General features: G+C 51.9%; 20 protein-coding genes. 17 read left to right on the plus strand and 3 right to left on the minus strand.

What is annotated here, in order from left to right:
* Positions 1-137: 137 nt before the first annotated feature.
* The 9 genes from nuoG to VJY99_RS18830 all read left to right on the plus strand — a co-directional run bounded on the left by nuoG (position 138) and on the right by VJY99_RS18830 (position 10,915).
* Positions 138-2,861: an NADH-quinone oxidoreductase subunit NuoG gene (gene nuoG / locus VJY99_RS18790; RefSeq protein ID WP_324121185.1), complete on the plus strand. Its 2,724-nt coding sequence runs from the start codon at positions 138-140 to the stop codon at positions 2,859-2,861.
* A complete protein-coding gene (gene nuoH / locus VJY99_RS18795) occupies positions 2,858-3,835 on the plus strand; it encodes an NADH-quinone oxidoreductase subunit NuoH (RefSeq protein WP_324121187.1) in 978 nt (325 codons plus the stop codon). The genes nuoG and nuoH overlap by 4 nt, the downstream gene beginning before the upstream one ends.
* Before the next feature lie 14 nt (positions 3,836-3,849).
* Positions 3,850-4,392, plus strand: coding sequence for an NADH-quinone oxidoreductase subunit NuoI (nuoI, locus tag VJY99_RS18800; RefSeq protein ID WP_121268553.1), 543 nt, complete (start codon positions 3,850-3,852; stop codon positions 4,390-4,392).
* Positions 4,393-4,404: 12 nt separating this feature from the next.
* Positions 4,405-4,962, plus strand: coding sequence for an NADH-quinone oxidoreductase subunit J (nuoJ, locus tag VJY99_RS18805; RefSeq protein ID WP_324121189.1), 558 nt, complete (start codon positions 4,405-4,407; stop codon positions 4,960-4,962).
* Positions 4,959-5,261: an NADH-quinone oxidoreductase subunit NuoK gene (nuoK, locus tag VJY99_RS18810; protein WP_034458791.1), complete on the plus strand. Its 303-nt coding sequence runs from the start codon at positions 4,959-4,961 to the stop codon at positions 5,259-5,261. Before nuoJ ends, nuoK begins: the two co-directional genes overlap by 4 nt.
* On the plus strand, positions 5,258-7,099 hold the full coding sequence (gene nuoL / locus VJY99_RS18815) for an NADH-quinone oxidoreductase subunit L (RefSeq protein WP_324121192.1): 1,842 nt from the start codon (positions 5,258-5,260) through the stop codon (positions 7,097-7,099). The genes nuoK and nuoL overlap by 4 nt, the downstream gene beginning before the upstream one ends.
* 216 nt (positions 7,100-7,315) lie before the next feature.
* Complete coding sequence (nuoM, locus tag VJY99_RS18820) at positions 7,316-8,845, plus strand: NADH-quinone oxidoreductase subunit M (protein ID WP_324121194.1); 1,530 nt, start codon at positions 7,316-7,318, stop codon at positions 8,843-8,845.
* Positions 8,846-8,851: 6 nt separating this feature from the next.
* Positions 8,852-10,309, plus strand: coding sequence for an NADH-quinone oxidoreductase subunit NuoN (gene nuoN / locus VJY99_RS18825; protein ID WP_324121196.1), 1,458 nt, complete (start codon positions 8,852-8,854; stop codon positions 10,307-10,309).
* 123 nt (positions 10,310-10,432) lie between these two features.
* The gene (locus VJY99_RS18830) at positions 10,433-10,915 is read left to right on the plus strand and encodes a GNAT family N-acetyltransferase (protein WP_324121198.1); all 483 of its coding nucleotides are present in this window, start codon (positions 10,433-10,435) and stop codon (positions 10,913-10,915) included.
* A 159-nt stretch (positions 10,916-11,074) separates the two neighbouring features.
* Here VJY99_RS18830 and VJY99_RS18835 read toward each other — a convergent pair whose 3' ends face one another.
* A complete protein-coding gene (locus VJY99_RS18835; protein ID WP_324121200.1) occupies positions 11,075-12,862 on the minus strand; it encodes a methyl-accepting chemotaxis protein in 1,788 nt (595 codons plus the stop codon).
* Between the two features lie 474 nt (positions 12,863-13,336).
* On the opposite strand from VJY99_RS18835, the gene VJY99_RS18840 reads away from it, so the two are divergent.
* The 5 genes from VJY99_RS18840 to pxpC are packed head-to-tail and all read left to right on the plus strand — an operon-like array spanning position 13,337 to position 18,081.
* A complete protein-coding gene (locus VJY99_RS18840; RefSeq protein WP_324121203.1) occupies positions 13,337-14,293 on the plus strand; it encodes a 2-thiouracil desulfurase family protein in 957 nt (318 codons plus the stop codon).
* Between the two features lie 12 nt (positions 14,294-14,305).
* On the plus strand, positions 14,306-15,724 hold the full coding sequence (gene phrB, locus VJY99_RS18845) for a deoxyribodipyrimidine photo-lyase (protein ID WP_324121205.1): 1,419 nt from the start codon (positions 14,306-14,308) through the stop codon (positions 15,722-15,724).
* Positions 15,725-15,734: 10 nt separating this feature from the next.
* Positions 15,735-16,478: a type 2 GTP cyclohydrolase I gene (locus VJY99_RS18850; protein ID WP_324121207.1), complete on the plus strand. Its 744-nt coding sequence runs from the start codon at positions 15,735-15,737 to the stop codon at positions 16,476-16,478.
* Positions 16,479-16,498: 20 nt separating this feature from the next.
* Complete coding sequence (pxpB, locus tag VJY99_RS18855; RefSeq protein WP_324121209.1) at positions 16,499-17,155, plus strand: 5-oxoprolinase subunit PxpB; 657 nt, start codon at positions 16,499-16,501, stop codon at positions 17,153-17,155.
* The gene (gene pxpC / locus VJY99_RS18860; RefSeq protein ID WP_324121211.1) at positions 17,149-18,081 is read left to right on the plus strand and encodes a 5-oxoprolinase subunit PxpC; all 933 of its coding nucleotides are present in this window, start codon (positions 17,149-17,151) and stop codon (positions 18,079-18,081) included. The genes pxpB and pxpC overlap by 7 nt, the downstream gene beginning before the upstream one ends.
* Before the next feature lie 72 nt (positions 18,082-18,153).
* Here the strand turns inward: pxpC and gltA are convergent, their stop codons facing one another.
* Together gltA and VJY99_RS19710 are read right to left on the minus strand one after the other, a co-directional pair.
* Positions 18,154-19,440, minus strand: coding sequence for a citrate synthase (gene gltA, locus VJY99_RS18865; RefSeq protein ID WP_324121213.1), 1,287 nt, complete (start codon positions 19,438-19,440; stop codon positions 18,154-18,156).
* A gap of 207 nt (positions 19,441-19,647) precedes the next feature.
* Positions 19,648-19,806: a hypothetical protein gene (locus VJY99_RS19710; protein ID WP_422653024.1), complete on the minus strand. Its 159-nt coding sequence runs from the start codon at positions 19,804-19,806 to the stop codon at positions 19,648-19,650.
* 280 nt (positions 19,807-20,086) lie between these two features.
* On the opposite strand from VJY99_RS19710, the gene sdhC reads away from it, so the two are divergent.
* Genes sdhC through sdhA form a run of 3 tightly spaced genes read left to right on the plus strand, consistent with a single transcriptional unit; the run spans position 20,087 to position 22,598 of the window.
* Positions 20,087-20,491, plus strand: a complete 405-nt coding sequence (gene sdhC / locus VJY99_RS18870; protein ID WP_324121215.1) for a succinate dehydrogenase cytochrome b556 subunit — start codon at positions 20,087-20,089, stop codon at positions 20,489-20,491.
* Positions 20,485-20,832, plus strand: coding sequence for a succinate dehydrogenase membrane anchor subunit (sdhD, locus tag VJY99_RS18875; protein ID WP_324121217.1), 348 nt, complete (start codon positions 20,485-20,487; stop codon positions 20,830-20,832). Before sdhC ends, sdhD begins: the two co-directional genes overlap by 7 nt.
* Positions 20,832-22,598, plus strand: coding sequence for a succinate dehydrogenase flavoprotein subunit (gene sdhA / locus VJY99_RS18880; protein ID WP_324121219.1), 1,767 nt, complete (start codon positions 20,832-20,834; stop codon positions 22,596-22,598). The genes sdhD and sdhA overlap by 1 nt, the downstream gene beginning before the upstream one ends.
* Positions 22,599-22,601: the final 3 nt, after the last annotated feature.

The raw sequence follows: 22,601 nt of genomic DNA on the forward strand, positions 1-22,601 counted from the left end.
TCGCGCTGAGGCAAGGCGGCAATGGAGCGAAGCCCTGGGAGTTTAGTTAACTAAACGACGAGGGTGAGCGAGGGTAGCCAACGCAGCCACAGTGTGAAAGGCGAAGATTATTCAGGCCAACTGGAAGCATGCTGACTATGGCTACGATTCATGTAGACGGCAAAGAATATGAGGTAAACGGGTCAGACAACCTGCTGCAAGCATGTCTGTCACTCGGCCTTGATATTCCTTATTTTTGCTGGCACCCGGCGCTAGGCAGCGTCGGTGCTTGCCGCCAGTGTGCGGTGAAGCAATATCAGAACGCAGAAGATCTTCGTGGCCGCCTGGTGATGTCATGTATGACACCCGCCTCAGACGGTACGTTTATCTCTATTGACGATGGTGAAGCAAAGGAATTCCGTGAAAGCGTTGTGGAATGGTTGATGACTAACCACCCGCACGACTGTCCGGTTTGTGAAGAAGGCGGCAACTGCCACCTGCAAGATATGACGGTGATGACCGGTCATAGCTTCCGTCGCTACCGCTTTACCAAACGTACTCACCGTAACCAGGATCTCGGACCATTCATTTCTCACGAAATGAACCGCTGTATTGCCTGTTACCGCTGTGTGCGTTACTACAAAGATTATGCCGACGGCACAGATCTGGGCGTCTATGGCGCTCATGACAACGTTTACTTCGGTCGTACTGAAGATGGCACGCTTGAGAGCGAATTCTCCGGTAACCTGGTAGAAATTTGCCCGACAGGCGTGTTCACGGATAAAACGCACTCCGAGCGCTATAACCGTAAGTGGGACATGCAGTTTGCACCAAGCATCTGCCAACAGTGCAGCATCGGCTGTAACACCAGCCCTGGCGAGCGCTACGGTGAATTGCGTCGTATCGAAAACCGCTATAACGGTACCGTAAACCACTACTTCTTGTGTGACCGTGGCCGCTTTGGTTATGGCTACGTCAACCTGAAAGACCGTCCACGTCAGCCAATCCAACGTCGTGGTGACGATTTGATAGCGCTGAACGCTGAACAAGCGATGCAGGGTGCGGCAGATATTCTGCGCCAGTCGAAGAAAGTTATCGGTATTGGCTCCCCGCGCGCCAGTGTTGAAAGTAACTTCGCACTGCGTGAACTGGTGGGTGCAGACAACTTCTACACCGGTATTGCAACCGGCGAACAAGCGCGTCTGCAACTGATGCTCAAAGTGCTGCAAGAAAGTGGTATTCATACTCCAGCGCTGCGTGAAATCGAATCCTACGATGCCGTTCTGGTGCTTGGCGAAGACATTACACAAACCGGTGCGCGTGTTGCGCTGGCTGTGCGTCAGGCAGTAAAAGGCAAATCACGTGATATGGCAGCAGCCCAGAAAGTGGCTGACTGGCAGATTGCGGCCATCCTCAACATTGGCCAAAACGCTAAACATCCACTGTTTGTCACCAACATTGACAGTACCCGTCTGGACGACATCGCCGCGTGGACTTACCGTGCGCCGGTTGAAGATCAGGCGCGTCTGGGCTTTGCGATTGCCCATGCGCTGGACAGCAATTCCCCAGCCGTTGAACTCGACCGCGACTTGAAAAACAAAGTCGACGTGATTGTTCAGGCATTGGCGGGTGCGAAGAAACCCCTGATTGTTTCCGGTACTAACGCCGGTAGCACAGCAGTGATTCAGGCAGCAGCAAACGTTGCGAAAGCACTGAAAGGCCGTGGTGCCGATGTCGGTATCACTATGGTCGCGCGTGCAGTGAACAGCGTGGGTCTGGGTCTGATTGGTGGCGGCTCGCTTGAAGAAGCGTTGAGTGAACTGGAAAGTGGCGCTGCCGATGCGGTAGTGGTACTGGAAAACGATCTGCATCGCCATGCTTCTGCAGCTCGCGTTGATGCGGCCCTGAGCAAAGCTCCGCTGGTGATGGTTATCGACCATCAGCGTACCGCGATTATGGACAAAGCCCATCTGGTGCTGTCTACCGCAAGCTTTGCTGAAAGCGACGGTACGGTTATTAACAACGAAGGCCGTGCGCAACGTTTCTTCCAGGTTTATGACCCGTCCTACTACGACCACTCGGTTGTGATGCTCGAAAGCTGGCGTTGGCTGCACTCCTTGCAAAGCACGGTTGAAAGCCGTGAAGTGGACTGGACGCAGCTTGACGATGTTATCGATGCTTGCGTGAAAGCGTTGCCGCAACTGGCTGGGATTAAAGAAGCGGCACCTGATGCCAGCTTCCGTATCCGTGGTCAGAAACTGTCACGTTCGCCAATTCGTTCCAGTGGTCGTACGGCGATGCGCGCGAACATTAGCGTGCATGAACCGCGTCAGCCACAGGATAAAGACACCATGTTCGCCTTCTCGATGGAAGGGAACAACAGCCCGTCGGCAATCCGTCAGCAGATTCCATTCGCATGGGCACCAGGCTGGAACTCACCGCAAGCATGGAACAAATTCCAGGCCGAAGTGGGTGGCAAACTGCGCCATGGTGACCCGGGTGTGCGTCTGATTGAAGCTTCCGAAACAGGTATTGATTACTTCACCGACGTACCGGAAATCTTCCAGGCAGAAGAAGGTAAATGGCGTATTGCGCCTTACTACCATCTGTTTGGCAGCGATGAAATGTCACAGCGCTCTCCGATTTTCCAGAGCCGGATGGCCGAACCTTACATCAAGCTTAACCCAGCAGATGCTGCAAAACTGGGCGTGAATGCGGGAAGCCTGATTTCGTTTAGCTATGAAGGCCAATCACTGAGTCTGCCGTTGCAACTTTCCGAAGGGCTGTCAGCAGGGCAGGTGGGTTTACCGATGGGGATGCCTGGCATTGCTCCGGTACTGGCGGGTGCTCGTCTTGAAAATCTTCAGGAGGCTGGCCAATGAGTTGGTTAACACCGGATGTTATCGACATTCTGCTGAGCATTCTCAAAGCGGTGGTTATCCTGCTGGTCGTGGTGACATGCGGCGCGTTCATGAGTTTTGGTGAGCGCCGTTTGCTGGGTCTGTTCCAGAACCGTTACGGACCTAACCGTGTTGGCTGGGGCGGCTCGCTTCAGCTCGTCGCGGACATGATCAAAATGTTCTTTAAAGAAGACTGGACTCCGCGCTTTGCGGACCGAGTCATCTTTACCCTGGCACCAATGATTGCCTTCACCTCGCTTCTGCTGGCCTTTGCCATTGTGCCGGTCAGCCCAAGCTGGGTCGTTGCTGACCTGAATATTGGTATTTTGTTCTTCCTGATGCTGGCGGGTCTTGCGGTTTACGCCGTACTGTTCGCTGGCTGGTCAAGTAACAACAAATACTCGCTGTTGGGTGCGATGCGTGCTTCTGCGCAGACGCTCAGCTACGAAGTGTTCCTGGGTCTGTCTCTGATGGGGGTTGTTGCACAGGCGGGTTCGTTCAATATGGGCGATATCGTTGATAACCAAGCTAACTTGTGGAACGTGATTCCGCAGTTCTTCGGCTTTATTACCTTCGCTATCGCAGGCGTGGCAGTGTGTCACCGTCACCCATTTGACCAACCAGAAGCAGAGCAAGAACTGGCAGATGGTTACCACATCGAATATTCAGGCATGAAGTTTGGCCTGTTCTTCGTGGGTGAATACATCGGCATCGTGACGGTTTCAGCCTTGATCGTGACCCTGTTCTTTGGTGGCTGGCATGGCCCGTGGTTACCACCGTTCATCTGGTTCGCGTTGAAAACCGCGTTCTTCATGATGATGTTCATTTTGATCCGTGCATCATTACCTCGTCCTCGTTATGACCAGGTGATGTCCTTTGGCTGGAAAATTTGCCTGCCGTTGACACTGGTCAATTTGCTGGTGACCGCTGCGGTCATTCTCTATCAGGCACCATAAGGGGTGAAAAAACCATGACATTGAAAGAGTTAGTGGTTGGTTTCGGCACCCAGGTACGCAGTATCTGGATGATTGGTCTGCACGCGTTTGCCAAACGCGAAACGCAGATGTATCCGGAAGAACCAGTGTATTTACCACCGCGCTACCGTGGCCGCATCGTGCTAACGCGCGATCCGGACGGCGAAGAGCGTTGTGTTGCCTGTAACCTGTGTGCAGTAGCGTGCCCGGTCGCCTGTATCTCTTTGCAAAAAGCAGAAACTAAAGATGGCCGCTGGTATCCAGAGTTTTTCCGAATCAACTTCTCGCGCTGCATTTTTTGTGGCTTGTGCGAAGAAGCGTGCCCAACCACGGCAATTCAACTGACTCCAGACTTCGAACTGGGCGAGTTTAAGCGTCAGGATTTGGTGTACGAAAAAGAGGACCTGCTGATCTCCGGTCCGGGTAAATACCCGGAATATAACTTCTACCGGATGGCAGGTATGGCAATCGACGGCAAAGATAAAGGCGAAGCGGAAAACGAAGCTAAGCCTATCGACGTCAAAGGCCTATTACCTTAAAGGAGCAAGGCAATGGAATTCGCTTTTTATATTTGCGCAATCATCGCGGTCGGGACCACCCTGCGGGTGATCACGCACACCAACCCGGTGCATGCCTTGCTGTATTTGATAATCTCATTACTGGCCATCTCCGGGGTGTTCTTCGCCCTGGGGGCATACTTTGCCGCAGCGCTTGAGATTATCGTTTACGCCGGTGCCATCATGGTGTTGTTCGTCTTTGTGGTCATGATGCTCAACCTCGGTGGTGCGGTCGTTGAACAAGAGCGTCAATGGCTGAAGCCGCAGTTGTGGATTGGCCCTGGTATTTTGTCAGCCATTCTGCTTTCGGTATTGGTGTACGCGATCCTGAGCCTGAATGACCAGGGTATCGACGGGACATATATCAGTGCTAAACAGGTCGGTATCGCGCTATTTGGACCGTACGTTCTGGCGGTGGAGTTAGCCTCCATGCTGTTGCTGGCGGGGCTGGTTGTTGCATTCCACCTGGGTCGTGAAGACCGTGCAGGTGAAGTGCTGAGTAATCGCCAGGCTGACCAGGCTGTGAAAAGAAAATCAGAGGAGCACGTATGATTCCGCTGCAACATGGACTTATCCTCGCGGCTATTTTGTTCGTACTGGGGCTGACAGGGCTGGTGATTCGTCGCAACCTACTTTTCATGCTGATTAGCCTGGAAGTGATGATTAACGCAGCGGCACTCGCGTTTGTGGTCGCTGGCAGTTATTGGGGCCAGGCTGATGGCCAGGTGATGTATATACTCGCGATTAGCTTAGCTGCCGCCGAAGCCAGTATTGGCCTGGCGTTGTTACTGCAGCTCCATCGTCGTCGCCAGAGCCTGAATATCGATTCAGTAAGTGAGATGCGTGGATGAACCTTCTCTGGTTAACCATTCTTTTGCCTTTTGTTGGCTTTTTATTGTTGGCGTTTTCTCGTGGTCGTTGGTCAGAGAATCTTTCTGCCACGGTCGGGGTCGGCTCGATAGGTCTGGCGGCGTTAGTCACCGCGATTGCCGGGCTTGATTTCTTTAACAACGGGCAACAAGCCTTTACCCAGCCGCTGTGGACCTGGATGTCAGTGGGCGATTTTAATATCGGCTTCAATCTGATCCTCGACGGTTTGTCATTAACCATGCTGTCTGTGGTGACCGGTGTTGGCTTCCTGATCCACATGTTCGCTTCCTGGTATATGCGCGGTGAAGAGGGCTACTCTCGCTTCTTCGCCTACACCAACCTGTTTATCGCCAGCATGGTGACTCTGGTTCTGGGCGACAACTTGTTGCTGATGTACCTCGGTTGGGAAGGTGTAGGTCTGTGCTCGTATCTGCTGATTGGTTTCTACTACACCGATCCGAAGAACGGTGCCGCAGCCATGAAAGCGTTTGTTGTGACCCGTGTGGGTGATGTGTTCCTCGCGTTCGCGTTGTTCATTCTCTACAACGAACTGGGTACGCTGAACTTCCGCGAAATGGTTGAGCTGGCACCGCAGCACTTTGCTGCCGGTAACCAGATGCTGACATGGGCAACCCTGATGCTGTTAGGCGGTGCGGTAGGTAAATCTGCGCAGTTGCCATTGCAGACCTGGCTTGCAGATGCGATGGCTGGCCCAACGCCAGTTTCAGCGCTGATCCACGCAGCCACCATGGTTACCGCGGGTGTCTACCTGATTGCTCGTACTCACGGCCTGTTCCTGTTAACGCCTGAAGTGCTGCATTTAGTCGGCATCGTCGGGGCAGTTACGCTGGTGATGGCGGGCTTTGCGGCTCTGGTGCAAACCGATATCAAACGTGTACTGGCGTACTCGACCATGAGCCAGATTGGCTACATGTTCCTGGCACTCGGTGTACAAGCGTGGGATGCGGCGATTTTCCACCTGATGACTCACGCCTTCTTTAAAGCGTTGCTGTTCCTGTCATCCGGTTCGGTTATCCTTGCTTGCCACCACGAGCAAAACATCTTCAAAATGGGTGGTCTGCGTAAGTCCATTCCACTGGTGTATGTTTGCTTCCTGGTGGGGGGGGCCGCGTTGTCTGCACTGCCAATCATCACTGCGGGCTTCTTCAGTAAAGATGAGATTCTGGCCGGTGCGATGGCAAATGGTCATATGAACCTGATGGTTGCGGGTCTGGTCGGTGCGTTTATGACCTCTCTGTATACCTTCCGTATGATCTTCATCGTCTTCCACGGTAAAGAGCAAATTCACGCTCACGCGGGCAAAGGCATTACCCACCATCTGCCGCTGATTGTGTTGATGGTGCTGTCCACGTTCATTGGCGCAATGATTGTTCCGCCACTGCACGGTGTTCTGCCTGCAACCACTGAGCTTGCGCACGGTAGCGTGCTGACTCTTGAGATTACCTCAGGCGTTGTGGCGATTGCCGGTATCCTGATTGCTGCGTGGCTGTGGTTGGGCAAACGCACTCTGGTCACCGCTATTGCCAACAGTGCACCGGGCCGCTTCTTTGGTACCTGGTGGTTCCATGCCTGGGGCTTCGATTGGCTGTACGACAAAGTCTTCGTTAAGCCATTCCTGGGTATCGCCTGGTTGATTAAGAGTGATCCGCTGAATTCACTGATGAACATTCCGGCAGTTCTTTCACGCTTTGCAGGTCGTGGCCTGCTGGTGAGCGAGAACGGTTACCTGCGCTGGTATGTGGCTTCAATGAGTATCGGTGCGGTCGTGATTCTGGGCTTGCTGCTGGTCTTGCGTTGAGTTTGTAGTTTTTGTGTGAAGGGAACTTCACAGTAAAAATAAATCTTAAGTAACTGTTCCTGAAGGACAGGCGTCATCGGCGAAGCCAGACTGAACACCGCCAGCGCGCAGCAACCGGAGCGTACTCAAGTACGTGAGGATTGCGAGCACTGCCGGGGTTCAGTATGGCGAGCAAGATAGCCTGAGCAGGAGCAAAGATAAGGGACATACTTAGCTATGTTATTGCCTTGGTTGATATTAATCCCCTTCATTGGCGGCTTCTTCTGCTGGCAGACTGAGCGCTTCGGCGTAAAAGTGCCGCGTTGGATTGCGCTGGTAACGATGGGACTGACACTGGCGCTCTCGCTGCAACTGTGGTTGCAGGGTGGCTACTCACTGACGCAATCCGCAGGTTTGCCGCAGTGGCAGTCTGAATTTATCCTGCCGTGGATCCCACGTTTTGGGATTGAAATCCATTTAGCCATTGACGGTCTGTCACTGCTGATGGTGGTGCTCACCGGCCTGCTCGGTGTGTTGGCGGTACTGTGTTCCTGGAATGAAATCGAAAAATATCAGGGCTTCTTCCACCTCAACCTGATGTGGATCCTCGGTGGCGTTATCGGCGTGTTCCTTGCCATCGACATGTTCCTGTTCTTCTTCTTCTGGGAAATGATGCTGGTGCCGATGTACTTCCTGATTGCACTGTGGGGCCACAAAGCCTCCGACGGGAAGACGCGTATCACCGCAGCAACCAAGTTCTTCATCTACACCCAGGCAAGTGGCCTGGTGATGTTGATTGCGATCCTTGGCCTGGTGTTCGTTCATTACAACTCAACTGGCGTCTGGACATTTAGCTACGAGCAACTGCTGCATACTGAAATGTCCAGCAGCGTTCAGTGGTTGTTGATGCTGGGCTTCTTCATTGCGTTTGCGGTGAAAATGCCTGTCGTTCCATTGCACGGTTGGTTGCCAGACGCGCACTCCCAGGCACCAACAGCGGGTTCTGTTGACCTCGCAGGTATCTTGCTGAAAACCGCGGCCTACGGCATGCTGCGTTTCGCACTGCCACTGTTCCCGGAAGCGTCCGCTGAATTTGCGCCAATCGCCATGTGGCTCGGTGTCATCGGTATCTTCTACGGTGCGTGGATGGCCTTCGCGCAAACTGATATCAAGCGCCTGATTGCTTACACTTCTGTGTCCCATATGGGCTTTGTGTTGATTGCCATTTATACCGGCAACCAACTGGCTTATCAGGGTGCTGTGATTCAGATGATTGCTCACGGTCTTTCTGCGGCCGGTATGTTCATCATCTGCGGTCAGATTTACGAGCGTCTGCACACCCGTGATATGCGCCTGATGGGCGGCCTGTGGAACAAAATCAAATGGTTGCCAGGTTTGTCGATGTTCTTCGCAGTGGCAACCCTTGGGATGCCAGGTACCGGTAACTTCGTTGGCGAATTCATGATTCTGTTCGGCAGCTACCATGTCGTGCCAGTGATTACGATTATTTCTACCTTCGGTCTGGTCTTTGCCTCAGTTTATTCTCTGGCAATGATGCATCGCGCTTACTTCGGTAAAGCTAAAAGCGAAATCAGTGATAAACAGCTGCCTGGCATGTCGCCGCGCGAGTTCTTTATCATCCTGTTGCTGGTGGTGTTGTTAGTCCTGTTGGGCTTCTACCCGCAGCCAATTCTGGATACTTCGCATGCCGCGATGAGCAATATTCAGCAGTGGTTTACCAGTTCAATTCCAACTACAAGGCCGTAATTCGCCATGACTATAACTCCTCAACAATTGATCGCGCTGCTACCGCTGCTCGTCGTCGGATTGACGGTGGTGGTTGTGATGCTCTCCATAGCGTGGCGACGCGACCATTTTATCAATGCAACATTGTCAGTTATCGGACTTAACGCAGCACTCGTTTCACTCTGGTTTGTGGGTCAAGTTGGAGCCATGGATGTCACGCCGCTGATGCGCGTTGATGGCTATGCGATGCTCTACACCGGACTGGTTCTGCTGGCGAGCCTGGCAACCTGTACGTTTGCTTATCCGTGGCTTGAGGGATACACCGACAACCGCGAAGAGTTTTACCTGCTGGTGCTGATTGCCGCCCTTGGCGGTATTCTGCTGGCAAACGCCAATCACCTGGCGGCGTTGTTCCTCGGTATTGAATTGATTTCACTGCCGTTGTTCGGCCTAATTGGTTACGCCTTCCGTCAGAAACGCTCGCTGGAAGCCAGTATCAAATACACCATTCTGTCTGCGTGTGCGTCTTCATTCCTGCTGTTCGGTATGGCGCTGGTGTATGCAGAGTCTGGCGACCTGTCGTTTGTGGCTCTCGGTAAGAGCATGGCAGACAACTCGCTGCACGAACCGCTGCTGTTGGCGGGTTTGGGTATGATGATTGTTGGCCTGGGCTTTAAATTGTCACTGGTTCCATTCCACCTGTGGACGCCAGATGTTTATCAGGGCGCTCCGGCTCCGGTTTCTACTTTCCTGGCGACGGCCAGCAAAATCGCCATTTTTGGTGTGGTGATGCGTCTGTTCCTCTATGCGCCAGTTGGCGATAGCGAAGCGGTACGTGTGGTACTCGGTATTATTGCCTTCATCTCCATCATCTTCGGTAACTTGATGGCGTTGAGTCAGACCAACATTAAGCGTCTGCTGGGTTACTCGTCTATCTCCCACCTCGGTTACTTGATGGTGGCATTGATTGCGCTGCAAAGCGGCGATATGTCGATGGAATCGGTTGGCGTTTATCTGGCAGGCTATCTGTTCAGCAGCCTCGGCGCGTTCGGCGTGGTCAGCCTGATGTCCAGCCCATACCGAGGCCCGGATGCAGACTCGCTGTACTCTTACCGTGGTCTGTTCTGGCACAAGCCAGTTCTGTCTGCGGTGATGACGGTGATGATGCTGTCCCTGGCCGGTATCCCAATGACGCTGGGCTTCATCGGTAAGTTCTACATCATTGCGGTAGGTGTTCAGTCTCACCTGTGGTGGTTGACCGGCGCTGTGGTGCTGGGCAGTGCAATTGGTTTGTACTACTACCTGCGTGTGACGGTGAGTTTGTACCTGAACGCGCCGCAACAATTGACCCGTGATACCCCAACTAACTGGGCGTTAACAGCGGGCGGGGTTGTGGTGTTGATCTCGGCTGTGCTGGTGCTGTTGCTGGGTGTTTACCCGCAACCGCTTATCAGTCTGGTGCGTTTGGCAACACCGATGATGTAAGTGGGTTTTGTCGGGTTCATACAGCGACATCCACCAAATATTCAAGCGTAAGGCTACCCAATCGGGTAGCCTTTTTTGTTACCGTGATAATTTTCAGCACCCTCTATTTCGAAGGAATCAGTCATGATCTTGCTCAGGCCAATGCAGGAGGATGAGTACTCTGCTTATCTTGAATACTTTATTCCCGATTATGCGAAGGAAATTGAATCAAACTACGGGCTTTCCGATTGTGAGTCTCTGGCAAGAGCGCAACGGGAAATAGAGGCGGATCTCCCTGTGGGGGTTAACACGCCGGGGCAGGTTTTGCTCTGTCTGATTACCCGGTTAGGCGATAAAGACCAGCATGTGGGATACCTCTGGTACAAACCCGATGCAGATATGCGTACCGTATTCATCTACGATTTTCACATATTCGGTTCCTACCAGGGGCAGGGGCTGGGTAAACAGGCGCTGAGTGCTCTCGAGCAAGATCTTCGTGAAAAGGATGTTGAACAGATAAGACTCCGTGTCGCCGGTGACAACGGTTGCGCACGGCATGTTTACGAGTCTACTGGGTTTCGGGTAACTGGGGTCAATATGAGCAAAGTCATTACGGATGGCAGATAGTCGAAACCCGGCTTCTGCCTAACACCGTTAGTTTAAGAACGAGATATCCGGGGCGACCACCGGGTTTGGCATCCCTCCGGGAACCAAATCCCGGTGTTTCCCCTCATTCATTGGCTTAAGTGAACGGTGTTAGGCTTTGGCCGGGTTTTGCTTGCAGTCTTACAGACGGAATTGATTCACCGCCAGAGTCAGTTCGCCTGCCTGATCCTGAAGTGCCGCAGAAGCAGCCGTTGATTCCTCAACCAGGGCTGCGTTCTGCTGCACCATGGTATCGAGTTGGGCTACCGCAGCATTGATTTCCGCAATGCCTTTCATTTGCTCATCCGCAGCCTGGTTAATTTCCGCCATCATGGTGGTGACGGAAGTCACGCTGGTGACAATTTCCTGCATGGTATTACCAGTATGGTGAACCTGCTTTGCACCCGATGACACGCTAGTCACCGTCGAATCGATAAGTACTCTTATCTCTTTAGCCGCCTGCGCGCTGCGGCTTGCCAGGTTCCGTACTTCATTGGCTACTACCGCGAATCCTCTTCCTTGCTCACCTGCTCGCGCGGCCTCCACCGAGGCATTCAGTGCCAGAATATTTGTCTGGAACGCAATACCATCAATCACGCCGATAATATTGCCGATCTTCTCGGAGGCTGCTTCTATGGCGTTCATAGTCTGAATCACATCGCGCACCGAGTTGCCACCACGGCGTGCAACCTCGGCGGCAGAAAGCACGGCCTTGTTGGCTTCATGAGATGAACTGGCTGAGTGCGCGACAGTTGAAGAGATCTGTTCCAACGCCGCTGAGGTCTGTTGCAGACTTGCGGCAGCCGATTCTGTACGCGCAGAAAGATCGATATTCCCAGAGGAAATTTCCTCGGAAGCAATACGCACCGACTCGCTACTACTACGAATGGATTTCATCACCACCGCGAGCTTGTCGACAAACCGGTTAAATGCGCTGGCAATCTGTGCCACTTCATCATTGCCGTCCACAACTAAACGCTGGGTTAAGTCTTCGGTACCCTGAGCGATGGAGTCCATTGCCTCACGAACGCGGATCAACGGGCCAAGGCTGCGCTTAGTGATAAAGCTGATGATAAGTGCGGCGAGCGCAATCAGCACGATCAAAGAGACCGTTGAAGTCCACAGTAGCGAACGCATGCTTGCGGTTGCCTCTGCTTTATCCATCGCCACCACGATGTACCAGTTGGTGCCTTTAACCGGCATGGCCATCATAAAGGTGGGGCGTTCTAAAACATTAGCCTGAATCGGTACTGCAGAATTCAGCAATTCTGACAGTTTGAGGTCCTGCGCAATGCCGGAGAGGGGTTTGAGGGTGAGCGATTCGTCCGGGTGGGCGATGATCGTTCCATCGGCGTCCATCAACATGCCGAAACTACCCTCGGTCGGATGAATTGAACGCACGTTGGCAATCACCGCATCCATATTGATATCACCTTCCACCACACCCAGCAGTTCCCCGTTCTCAATACGCGGTGCTGCCACGGTGACAATAAGTTTTTTCGTACCGGCATCCTGATAAGGATTTGTCACGATTGGCTTTTTCGCTTGGGCCGCCTGAATATACCACGGGCGAGAAGTCGGGTCGTAACCCTCCGGGATACCCGATGCATCAGAGGAAATATCACGTTTGTCCGGATAACCAATGTCCACATTGATAAAGTGACCAGAAGTGGCAACCTGGGTTAACAGTGGAACCGGATCGGCATCGCTAACATGGGCTGTCAAGGAACTAATCTGGGCGACTTTGGTTTCAGTCCACTGATTCACTGTTTCAGAGTGACTTTCCGCCAAGGCGGTAAGTGTACTGTTGATTGAATTATTGTTTGCAGAATTACTAATTAGATAATTAATAAAGGTATTTACGCATAATGCGCTGACCACAATTAATGTTGTAGCAACTAAAACTCTGCTGCGGATGGAGTTAAACATGCTATGGCCTTCCGGGTTATTTATAAATGCATTAGTGGCTATTAACGACCGGAACGGGAATAACTTTAATTATTTACACTGAAACAGGAGGGGGAAATATGACCGATTTAAATACGGGTTTATTGAATAAATCGAACTTTGGGTTATTGCTACGCTCAAGTGACGGCACAGAAGACCCCATACGCGCCTGATTTAACGAGGTAAAGTGTCCTCACGGGTCTCTGCTTTGTTAAAGCGATATATTCCCAATTCAAAAGGATTGCTAATATATTTCATCTACAGTCCCTCTAATTGTAGGGGTATTTAGGCGTCAAAAGGCAGAAAAACATTAACATCGTTTAAAGTACGTGGATTGGTCACCGAGCTATTCCTGTCAAAATACATCCGAAATAATTCGGATTGCATTGAAGCGGTAAGAGAACAATTCCCGATGAGCTTACTACACTTAAATGAACACTTTCAAAGGAGCAAGTCATGAGTGACAAAATGAGTATTGGCATCAGCGCTTGCTTACTTGGGGAAAATGTCCGGTTTGATGGTGGGCATAAAAGGCTGGCGTTTGCCATTAATGAGCTGGCACCGTGGGTGCATTTTGAACCTGTATGCCCGGAAATGGCGATTGGTTTACCGACCCCAAGACCCGCTTTGCGTCTGGTTAAATTGGACGATGGTGAAGTTGCCTTACGTTTTAGCAATCATCGTGAAGGGGATTTAACTCAGGCGATGCAGCAGTTCTCAGCCCGCCGCATCGCGGGTCTGGAGCATTTGTGCGGTTATATTGTTTGTGCAAAATCTCCGAGCTGTGGCATGGAACGAGTGAGGGTTTACGATGCAGAAGGCAGCAATAACCGAAAAAGTGGCACGGGGATATTTACCGCTGAACTGAAACGCCAACTGCCCTGGCTCCCCGTGGAAGAGGATGGACGCTTATACGATCCGGCGATCCGCGAGAATTTTGTTGAGCGCATTTATACGCTTTATGAGCTTAATAAATTGCGAAACGCAGGCCTGACGCGCGGTGGGCTTATCGAATTTCATAGCCGCTATAAATTGCTGCTGCTGGCGCATTCACAGCCGCAATATCGGGAGCTGGGGCGTTTTGTGGCGGATATCGTCAGCTGGGGTTCTCTGGATGACTTTTTCAATGAATATCGCCAGCGCTTAATGGCCTTGCTTGAGCATCAGGCGACGCGTCGCAACCACACTAACGTGCTAATGCATGTTCAGGGATACTTCCGCCGCCAGTTAAATTCTCGCCAGCGACAGGAGCTCTCAGGCCTTATCGACAGGTATCGCCAGGGAACCCAACCTTTACTGGCACCTATCACCTTGTTAAAACACTATATGGCAGAATATCCTGACGCTTATCTGGCGCAACAGCGCTACTTTGAGCCGTATCCCGAAGCGTTACGCTTGCGGCTTGGCAATTAATTATGGAGTTGTATGACCACGCATTTGGTCTGGTTTCGCAATGATTTACGGGTCAACGACAATCTGGCGCTGGCTGCTGCCTGCCGTGACCCTGATGCCAGGGTTATTGGGATATTTATCGCCACACCTCTTCAATGGCGCAAACATGAGATGTCTCCCCGCCAGGCGGAATTCATCTGGCAGCATTTGCAAAGCTTGCATACTGCGCTTGCGGCCAGGGGAATTGACCTGTTTATCCGGCAAGTCGATGGCTTTGATGAGAGTGTCGATTTTCTGAAAAACTTCTGTGAAACGCAGCAAGTGAATGCGCTCTTTTACAACTATCAATATGAGTTCAATGAACGCCAGCGCGATGCCGAACTAGAAAAGGTGCTGGGATCAGATGTGGTTTGCCAGGGATTTGATGACAGTGTTTTGCTGCCGCCAGGCAGTGTGACGACGGGTAATCACGAGATGTACAAAGTGTTTACCCCGTTTAGTAAAGCGTTCATAAAACGTCTTAAAGAAGGTCTACCAGAATGTGTTTCTTCACCGCAAGTGCGCAATGCCTTACAGGTTGAAACTGCAAATATCTGCACATTCGATTACCCGCAACAATCGGTTGACCCAAACCTATTCCCTTATGGCGAAAAGCAGGCGATTAACCAGTTGCGCTTCTTTTGCCGCCAGCGTGTTGAGGATTACGCGCAACAACGTGATTTCCCCGCCGTTGACGGCACCAGCCGTTTGTCGGCTTATCTGGCGATAGGTGTGCTGTCACCTCGTCAATGTTTACAACGTTTGCTGAGTGAACATCCTCAGGCACTTGAAGGTGGTGTCGGATCCGTTTGGTTAAACGAGTTAATCTGGCGCGAGTTTTATCGCCACTTGCTGGTAGCCTGGCCCAAACTCTGCCGTCATCAGCCGTTTATCCCATGGACAGATAGCGTGGCATGGCGACAAGATAACGCTCAGTTTGTTGCCTGGCAGCAAGGTAACACCGGTTTTCCGATTGTGGATGCGGCGATGCGGCAATTGAATGCCACCGGCTGGATGCACAACCGCTTACGAATGGTGGTGGCCAGTTTTTTAGTCAAAGATTTATTGATCGACTGGCGGCAGGGTGAACGCTACTTTATGTCACAACTTATTGATGGCGACCTGGCGGCCAATAACGGTGGCTGGCAGTGGGCAGCCTCGACGGGTACTGATGCCGCGCCTTATTTTCGCATCTTTAACCCGACCACCCAAGGTGAGCGGTTTGATAAGCAAGGTGAATTTATACGCCAGTGGTTGCCAGAACTGGGGATTGTGCCAGATAAATACATTCATACCCCATGGGTTTGGGCTGATATTCAGCCACTGACGCTGGACTACCCACGTCCCATTGTTGACCATAAACAGGCACGTATAGCCACACTCGCCGCTTATGAAGTGGCCCGTAAATCTTGAGAGCAAGAACATGAAAAATAGCGAACTGGAACGCCTGATTAACGAGAAACTCAACAGCGCTGCGATCAGCGACTACGCGCCGAATGGTTTGCAGGTTGAAGGACGCGAAGAAGTACGCAAAATCATTACTGGCGTGACGGCAAGTCAGGCGTTGATTGATGAAGCGATACGAAGCCAGGCAGACGCGGTGATTGTTCACCATGGTTACTTCTGGAAAGGTGAATCACCAGTGATTCGTGGCATGAAGCGCCATCGCCTGAAAGCGTTACTGAGTCACGATATCAATCTCTACGGCTGGCATTTGCCGCTTGATGCGCATCCACAACTGGGTAATAACGCGCAACTCGGTGCGCTGTTGGGGATTGAAACCCAGGGTGAAATCGAGCCGCTAGTGCCATGGGGAGAGTTTCCAACGCCGTTATCTGGCGTTGAGCTGGCATCATGGATTGAGATGCGCCTTGGGCGAACGCCACTGTGGTGTGGCGATACTGGCCCTGAGCAAATTCGCCGCGTAGCCTGGTGTACTGGCGGCGGGCAAAACTTTATAGATAGCGCGGCACGTTTTGGTGTTGATGCGTTTATTACTGGCGAAGTTTCAGAGCAAACCATCCATTCTGCGCGTGAACAGGGGCTGCATTTCTATGCGGCCGGGCATCATGCCACTGAACGCGGCGGCATCCAGGCACTGAGTGACTGGCTGAACAGCGAAACAGATTTGGACGTCACGTTCATCGATATTCCTAACCCTGCATAGCGCAAAACCAAGGAGCAAAAGTGCAAAGAGCACGGTGTTATCTGTTAGGCGAAAGTGCAGTGGTTCTTGAGCTGGAACCCCCTTTATCGCTAAAAAGCCAGCAACGCATCTGGGGATTAACGCAACGACTGTTAGAAGCGCCTGCAGTACTGGAAGTGATTCCTGGGATGAACAACATCACCGTGGTACTGCGTGAGCCGCAAAGCCTGGCGCTGGATGGCATTGAACGTATTCAACGCTGGTGGGAGGAGAGCGAGGCGATTGTGCCTGAATCCCGACGCATTGAAATTCCGGTTATTTACGGCGGAAGTTTCGGCCCTGATCTCTGGGAAGTTGCCGAACATTGTGGGTTATCGCCAAGCCAGGTGGTGGAGCAGCATTCCTCAGTTGACTATATCGTCTACTTCCTCGGTTTCCAGCCCGGCTTCGCCTACCTTGGCGGGCTGGCGCAAGCGCTTGAAACACCCCGTCGAGCTGAACCGCGTTTGTTAGTACCAGCCGGTTCGGTGGGGATTGGGGGCAGCCAGACGGGGATTTATCCGCTAGCCACACCAGGCGGCTGGCAACTTATCGGCCAGACGCCAGTGCAGTTGTTCAATCCGGCAGATGAAATGCCAACATTATTGGCTCCGGGTGATACCGTTCGCTTCGTGCCTCAAAAGGAGGGCGTGTGCTGAAAATAATTCGTGCTGGATTGCACATGTCGGTGCAGGACACTGGACGTTATGGTTATCGGCAGTTAGGTGTGAGCCGTTGCGGTGCGCTTGATGCACCAGCATTACAAATGGCAAATTTGCTGGTGGGCAATGCACCAGAAAGTGCTGCACTAGAAATTACCTTGGGAAATTGTGTCGTTGAGTTCACGCAAGAGGGTTGGTTTGCGCTAACCGGAGCGGGTTGCCACGCAGAATTGGATGGTCATGCAGTGTGGACGGGCTGGCGGCTGCCTGTCAAAGCGGGCCAGCAACTCCGCCTGACAGTGCCTGAACGTGGGATGCGTAGCTATCTTGCTGTGGCTGGCGGGTTAGACATTCCTGAAGTCCTGGGCTCTTATAGCACCGATTTGAAAGCGCAAATCGGTGGCTTCGAAGGGCGGTTACTCAAAGATGGCGATGAAATCCCTCAACTGCCTGCAACGCGACATTTCCGCGAAGCGCGTGGTGTGAAGCAACTTTTATGGGGAAATCGCATTCGTGCGTTGGAGGGGCCGGAGTATCACGAGTTTACTCAAACCTCTCAGGATGTGTTTTGGCGTTTGCCGTGGCAGCTAAGCCCGCAAAGTAACCGCATGGGTTATCGCTTGCAGGGGCAACGCCTGGAACGCACCACAGACCGCGAATTGCTGTCACATGGATTGCTGCCGGGTGTGGTGCAAGTGCCACACAACGGTCAGCCTATCGTGTTGATGAATGACGCACAGACTACGGGTGGCTATCCACGGATTGCCTGTGTTATCGAAGCGGATATGTTCAATCTGGCGCAATTACGGTTAGGTGAACCCATTCATTTCGTACGCTGCACCCTGGAAGAGGCGCTTAAAGCGCGACGCGATCAGCAAATCTATCTTGATCAACTGGCCTGGCGGCTGAATAACGAAGACTGATTTGATTCCCCTGAAGAATTTTAATCATAAAAAAACGCGCCGATTGGCGCGTTTTTATTTCCAGCATCGAACTTATTTCTTCAAATCTGAAGTGAAGTCACGCTGTTCGTAGCCAGTGTACAACTGACGTGGACGGGCGATTTTAATGCCGTCGTCATGCATTTCGTTCCAGTGAGCAATCCAACCCACGGTACGCGCCATCGCGAAGATAACGGTAAACATGGAAGATGGAATCCCCATCGCTTTCAAGATGATACCGGAGTAGAAGTCCACGTTCGGGTAGAGTTTCTTCTCGATGAAGTACGGGTCGTTAAGCGCGATATGCTCAAGTTCCATCGCCACTTCCAGCAGGCTGTTATCTTTCAGATCCAGCTCTTTGAGAACTTCATGGCAGGTTTCACGCATGACAGTGGCACGCGGGTCATAGTTTTTGTACACGCGGTGGCCAAAGCCCATCAGACGGAAAGAGTCATTCTTATCTTTCGCGCGACGGATGAATTCTGGAATGTGTTCAACGCTGCTGATTTCTTCCAGCATCTTCAGAGCAGCTTCGTTAGCTCCACCGTGCGCAGGTCCCCACAGGGATGCGATACCGGCAGCAATACAGGCGAACGGGTTCGCGCCAGAAGAGCCTGCGGTACGGACGGTAGAGGTAGAAGCGTTTTGCTCGTGGTCAGCATGCAGGATCAGAATTCGGTCCATTGCACGTTCGAGAATCGGGTTAACTTCGTATTTCTCACACGGAGTGGAGAACATCATGTTCAGGAAGTTACCGGAGTAGGACAGGTCGTTGCGCGGGTACACGAACGGCTGGCCAATAGAATATTTGTAACACATCGCCGCCATAGTCGGCATTTTGGACAGCAGACGGAACGCTGCAATCTCACGGTGGCGCGGGTTATTCACGTCCATAGAATCATGATAAAACGCCGCCAGCGCACCGGTCACGCCGCACATTACCGCCATCGGATGGGAGTCACGACGGAAACCGTGGAACAAACGGGTGATTTGTTCGTGGATCATGGTGTGACGGGTGACGGTAGTTTTAAACTCTTCGTACTGTTCCTGAGTCGGTTTTTCACCATTCAGCAGGATATAGCAGACTTCAAGATAGTTGGAGTGGGTTGCCAGTTGATCGATTGGGAAACCACGGTGCAACAAGATGCCTTCATCACCGTCGATAAAGGTGATTTTTGACTCACATGATGCAGTAGAGGTGAAACCCGGGTCAAAAGTGAACACACCTTTAGAACCAAGACTACGGATATCAATTACATCCTGACCGAGTGTACCTTTTAGCACATTCAGTTCCAGAGCATCACCACCGTTATAGGTGAGGGTTGCTTTTCTATCAGCCATTTACGGTCTCCTTAGCGCCTTATTTCATCAGACTGCGGGATTCCTGATTTGCATTAAAACACTACCGTGTCCGTTACCAGTTTTTTATTTGCTCGTGGCTCTGTTTTGATTGTGTACAGCCAGGGTACAGAGCAATGGGCGTTTGCAGGTAACACATGCCACGCAGGCGAAAAATCAGCAAATCAAGGTGTTAGCAGTCCATATCATTCAAACCTGTTTACCACTAATAACTGTCCTAATCGACTGGGTCAATACCGACACACTGTTACATAACTTATTCTCAGGTGAAAGGCTGACCCTATAACTTTTACGAATTATACGGCTTTTCTGGCACCGTTTGTAACAAGAATGTTTAACTTTTGTCAAATCAGATGATTAAAATTTAAAATAATGTTGTTATCGTGATCCTGCTCACTGTTCCGAATAAAACCCTTCAATCTATATATGTAGGTCAATTGTAATGAATTTGTGAAGAGCCTATACTGCGGCCAGGTCTCCGGAACACCCTGCCACCGGGCGCCACCCAGCGTTGTAGCCAGTTTTTTGGCATCTGGATGTAGCTGTTTTTGCATGACGCACAGTTATAGAAAGTTCACGCTGTCTGACCCCACCTGCAGGACCGGAGGAAGGAAACAATAAGAACAGCATGTGGGCGCTATTCATGATAAAAAATGCGAAAAAACAAAGACCAGTAAACCTCGATCTCACAACGATGAGGTTCCCAGTCACTGCAATCGCTTCCATCCTCCATCGTGTATCCGGCGTGATCACCTTTGTGGCTGTTGGCATCTTACTTTGGTTATTGGGTCAGTCACTCTCATCTCCAGAAGGCTTCCTTGTTGCTTCAGCAATAATGGATAGCTTCTTTGTTACATTCATTATGTGGGGCATCCTCACCGCGCTGGCTTATCACGTTGTTGTGGGTATTCGCCACATCATGATGGACACCGGTTTGCTGGAAGAAACCCTGATAGCGGGCAAACGATCCGCGATGATTTCCTTTGTTATAACTGTCGTGCTTTCAATTCTCGCAGGAGTCCTCGTATGGTAAGCAATGCCTCCGCATTAGGTCGCAATGGTGTGCATGACTATATTTTGGTTCGTGCCTCCGCCATCGTAATCACCCTGTACATCATTTATATGATCGGGTTCTTCGCTGTTACCGGCGATTTAACCTACGAGGTCTGGAGCGGGTTCTTTACCTCCGCCTTCACCAAAGTGTTCACCCTGCTGACATTGTTCTCAATTTTGATCCATGCCTGGATTGGCATGTGGCAGGTGTTGACCGACTACGTTAAACCAGTGGCGATTCGTCTTGGGCTGCAACTGCTGATTGTTGTTGCACTGCTGGTTTACGTCATTTATGGATTCGTTGTGGTGTGGGGTGTGTAATGAATTTACCAGTCAGAGAGTTTGATGCAGTCGTCATCGGTGCTGGTGGCGCAGGTATGCGCGCCGCACTGCAGATTTCCCAGTCAGGCCAGACTTGTGCCTTGCTGTCTAAAGTTTTCCCAACCCGTTCCCATACTGTGTCTGCGCAGGGCGGTATTACCGTAGCACTCGGTAATACCCACGAAGACAACTGGGAATGGCATATGTACGACACGGTAAAAGGTTCCGACTATATCGGTGACCAGGACGCCATTGAATATATGTGTAAAACCGGGCCGGAAGCGATTCTGGAACTGGATCATATGGGAATGCCGTTCTCCCGTCTTGAAGACGGCACCATTTACCAACGTCCGTTTGGCGGCCAGTCGAAGAACTTCGGCGGCGAGCAAGCGGCACGTACTGCGGCGGCGGCTGACCGTACTGGTCACGCGTTGTTGCACACGCTGTATCAACAAAACCTGAAAAACAAAACCACTATTTTCTCCGAATGGTATGCGCTTGATCTGGTGAAAAACGCCGATGGCGCCGTGGTCGGTACGACTGCGCTGTGTATCGAAACTGGCGAAGTGGTTTACTTCAAAGCGAAAGCGACCATTCTGGCAACCGGTGGTGCGGGCCGTATTTATCAGTCCACCACTAACGCGCACATTAATACCGGTGACGGTGTTGGCATGGCGCTGCGTGCTGGCGTGCCGGTACAAGATATGGAAATGTGGCAGTTCCACCCAACCGGCATTGCTGGTGCGGGCGTTCTGGTCACAGAAGGTTGTCGTGGTGAAGGCGGTTATCTGCTGAACAAACACGGCGAGCGTTTCATGGAGCGTTATGCACCAAACGCCAAAGACCTGGCGGGCCGTGACGTAGTAGCACGTTCCATCATGATTGAAATCCGCGAAGGTCGTGGTTGCGATGGCCCATGGGGTCCACACGCTAAACTGAAACTCGACCACTTGGGTAAAGACGTTCTGGAATCCCGTCTGCCGGGCATCCTTGAACTGTCGCGCACCTTTGCACACGTTGACCCGGTTAAAGAACCGATTCCGGTTATCCCAACTTGCCACTATATGATGGGCGGGATCCCGACCAAAGTGACGGGTCAGGCGCTGACGGTGAACGAGCAGGGCGAAGACGTTGTCATTCCTGGGCTGTTTGCAGTGGGCGAAATCGCCTGCGTTTCTGTTCACGGTGCCAACCGTCTGGGCGGTAACTCGCTGCTGGATTTGGTGGTGTTTGGTCGCGCTGCTGGCTTGCATCTGCTGGAATGTATCGCTGAGCAAGGCGAACTGCGTGATGCCAGCGAAGACGATATTAATGCCGCTCTGGAACGCATGAACCGCTGGAACAATAACCGCGACGGTGAAGATCCCGTGCAAATCCGCAAAGCGCTTCAGGAATGTATGCAGAATAACTTCTCGGTATTCCGCGAAGGTGACGCAATGGCGAAAGGCCTTGAGCAACTGAAACAAATCCGCGAGCGCCTGAAAAATGCCCGTCTGGATGACACTTCAAGTGAGTTCAACACCCAGCGCGTTGAGTGCCTGGAGCTGGATAACCTGATGGAAACCGCATTCGCGACCGCTGTATCCGCTAACTACCGCACCGAAAGCCGTGGCGCGCATAGCCGCTTCGACTATCCGGACCGTGACGATGAAAACTGGCTGTGTCATAGCTTGTATCTGCCTGCTTCGGAAAGCATGACTCGCCGTGAGGTGAACATGCAGCCGAAACTGCGTCCGGCATTCCCACCGAAAGTGCGTACTTATTAATAG

This window comes from Buttiauxella sp. (assembly GCF_035271705.1).
Taxonomy (GTDB): Bacteria; Pseudomonadota; Gammaproteobacteria; order Enterobacterales; family Enterobacteriaceae; genus Buttiauxella.

Coding starts and splice junctions, on each gene's coding strand:
- VJY99_RS18835 (WP_324121200.1), bottom strand. CDS start 12,862: ATGTTTAACTCCATCCGCAGCAGAGTTTTAGTTGCTACAACATTAATT.
- nuoJ (WP_324121189.1), top strand. CDS start 4,405: ATGGAATTCGCTTTTTATATTTGCGCAATCATCGCGGTCGGGACCACC.
- nuoN (WP_324121196.1), top strand. CDS start 8,852: ATGACTATAACTCCTCAACAATTGATCGCGCTGCTACCGCTGCTCGTC.
- gltA (WP_324121213.1), bottom strand. CDS start 19,440: ATGGCTGATAGAAAAGCAACCCTCACCTATAACGGTGGTGATGCTCTG.
- sdhC (WP_324121215.1), top strand. CDS start 20,087: ATGTGGGCGCTATTCATGATAAAAAATGCGAAAAAACAAAGACCAGTA.
- nuoI (WP_121268553.1), top strand. CDS start 3,850: ATGACATTGAAAGAGTTAGTGGTTGGTTTCGGCACCCAGGTACGCAGT.
- VJY99_RS18850 (WP_324121207.1), top strand. CDS start 15,735: ATGAAAAATAGCGAACTGGAACGCCTGATTAACGAGAAACTCAACAGC.
- nuoM (WP_324121194.1), top strand. CDS start 7,316: ATGTTATTGCCTTGGTTGATATTAATCCCCTTCATTGGCGGCTTCTTC.
- nuoL (WP_324121192.1), top strand. CDS start 5,258: ATGAACCTTCTCTGGTTAACCATTCTTTTGCCTTTTGTTGGCTTTTTA.
- VJY99_RS18830 (WP_324121198.1), top strand. CDS start 10,433: ATGATCTTGCTCAGGCCAATGCAGGAGGATGAGTACTCTGCTTATCTT.
- VJY99_RS18840 (WP_324121203.1), top strand. CDS start 13,337: ATGAGTGACAAAATGAGTATTGGCATCAGCGCTTGCTTACTTGGGGAA.
- nuoK (WP_034458791.1), top strand. CDS start 4,959: ATGATTCCGCTGCAACATGGACTTATCCTCGCGGCTATTTTGTTCGTA.
- nuoG (WP_324121185.1), top strand. CDS start 138: ATGGCTACGATTCATGTAGACGGCAAAGAATATGAGGTAAACGGGTCA.
- phrB (WP_324121205.1), top strand. CDS start 14,306: ATGACCACGCATTTGGTCTGGTTTCGCAATGATTTACGGGTCAACGAC.
- nuoH (WP_324121187.1), top strand. CDS start 2,858: ATGAGTTGGTTAACACCGGATGTTATCGACATTCTGCTGAGCATTCTC.
- sdhA (WP_324121219.1), top strand. CDS start 20,832: ATGAATTTACCAGTCAGAGAGTTTGATGCAGTCGTCATCGGTGCTGGT.
- sdhD (WP_324121217.1), top strand. CDS start 20,485: ATGGTAAGCAATGCCTCCGCATTAGGTCGCAATGGTGTGCATGACTAT.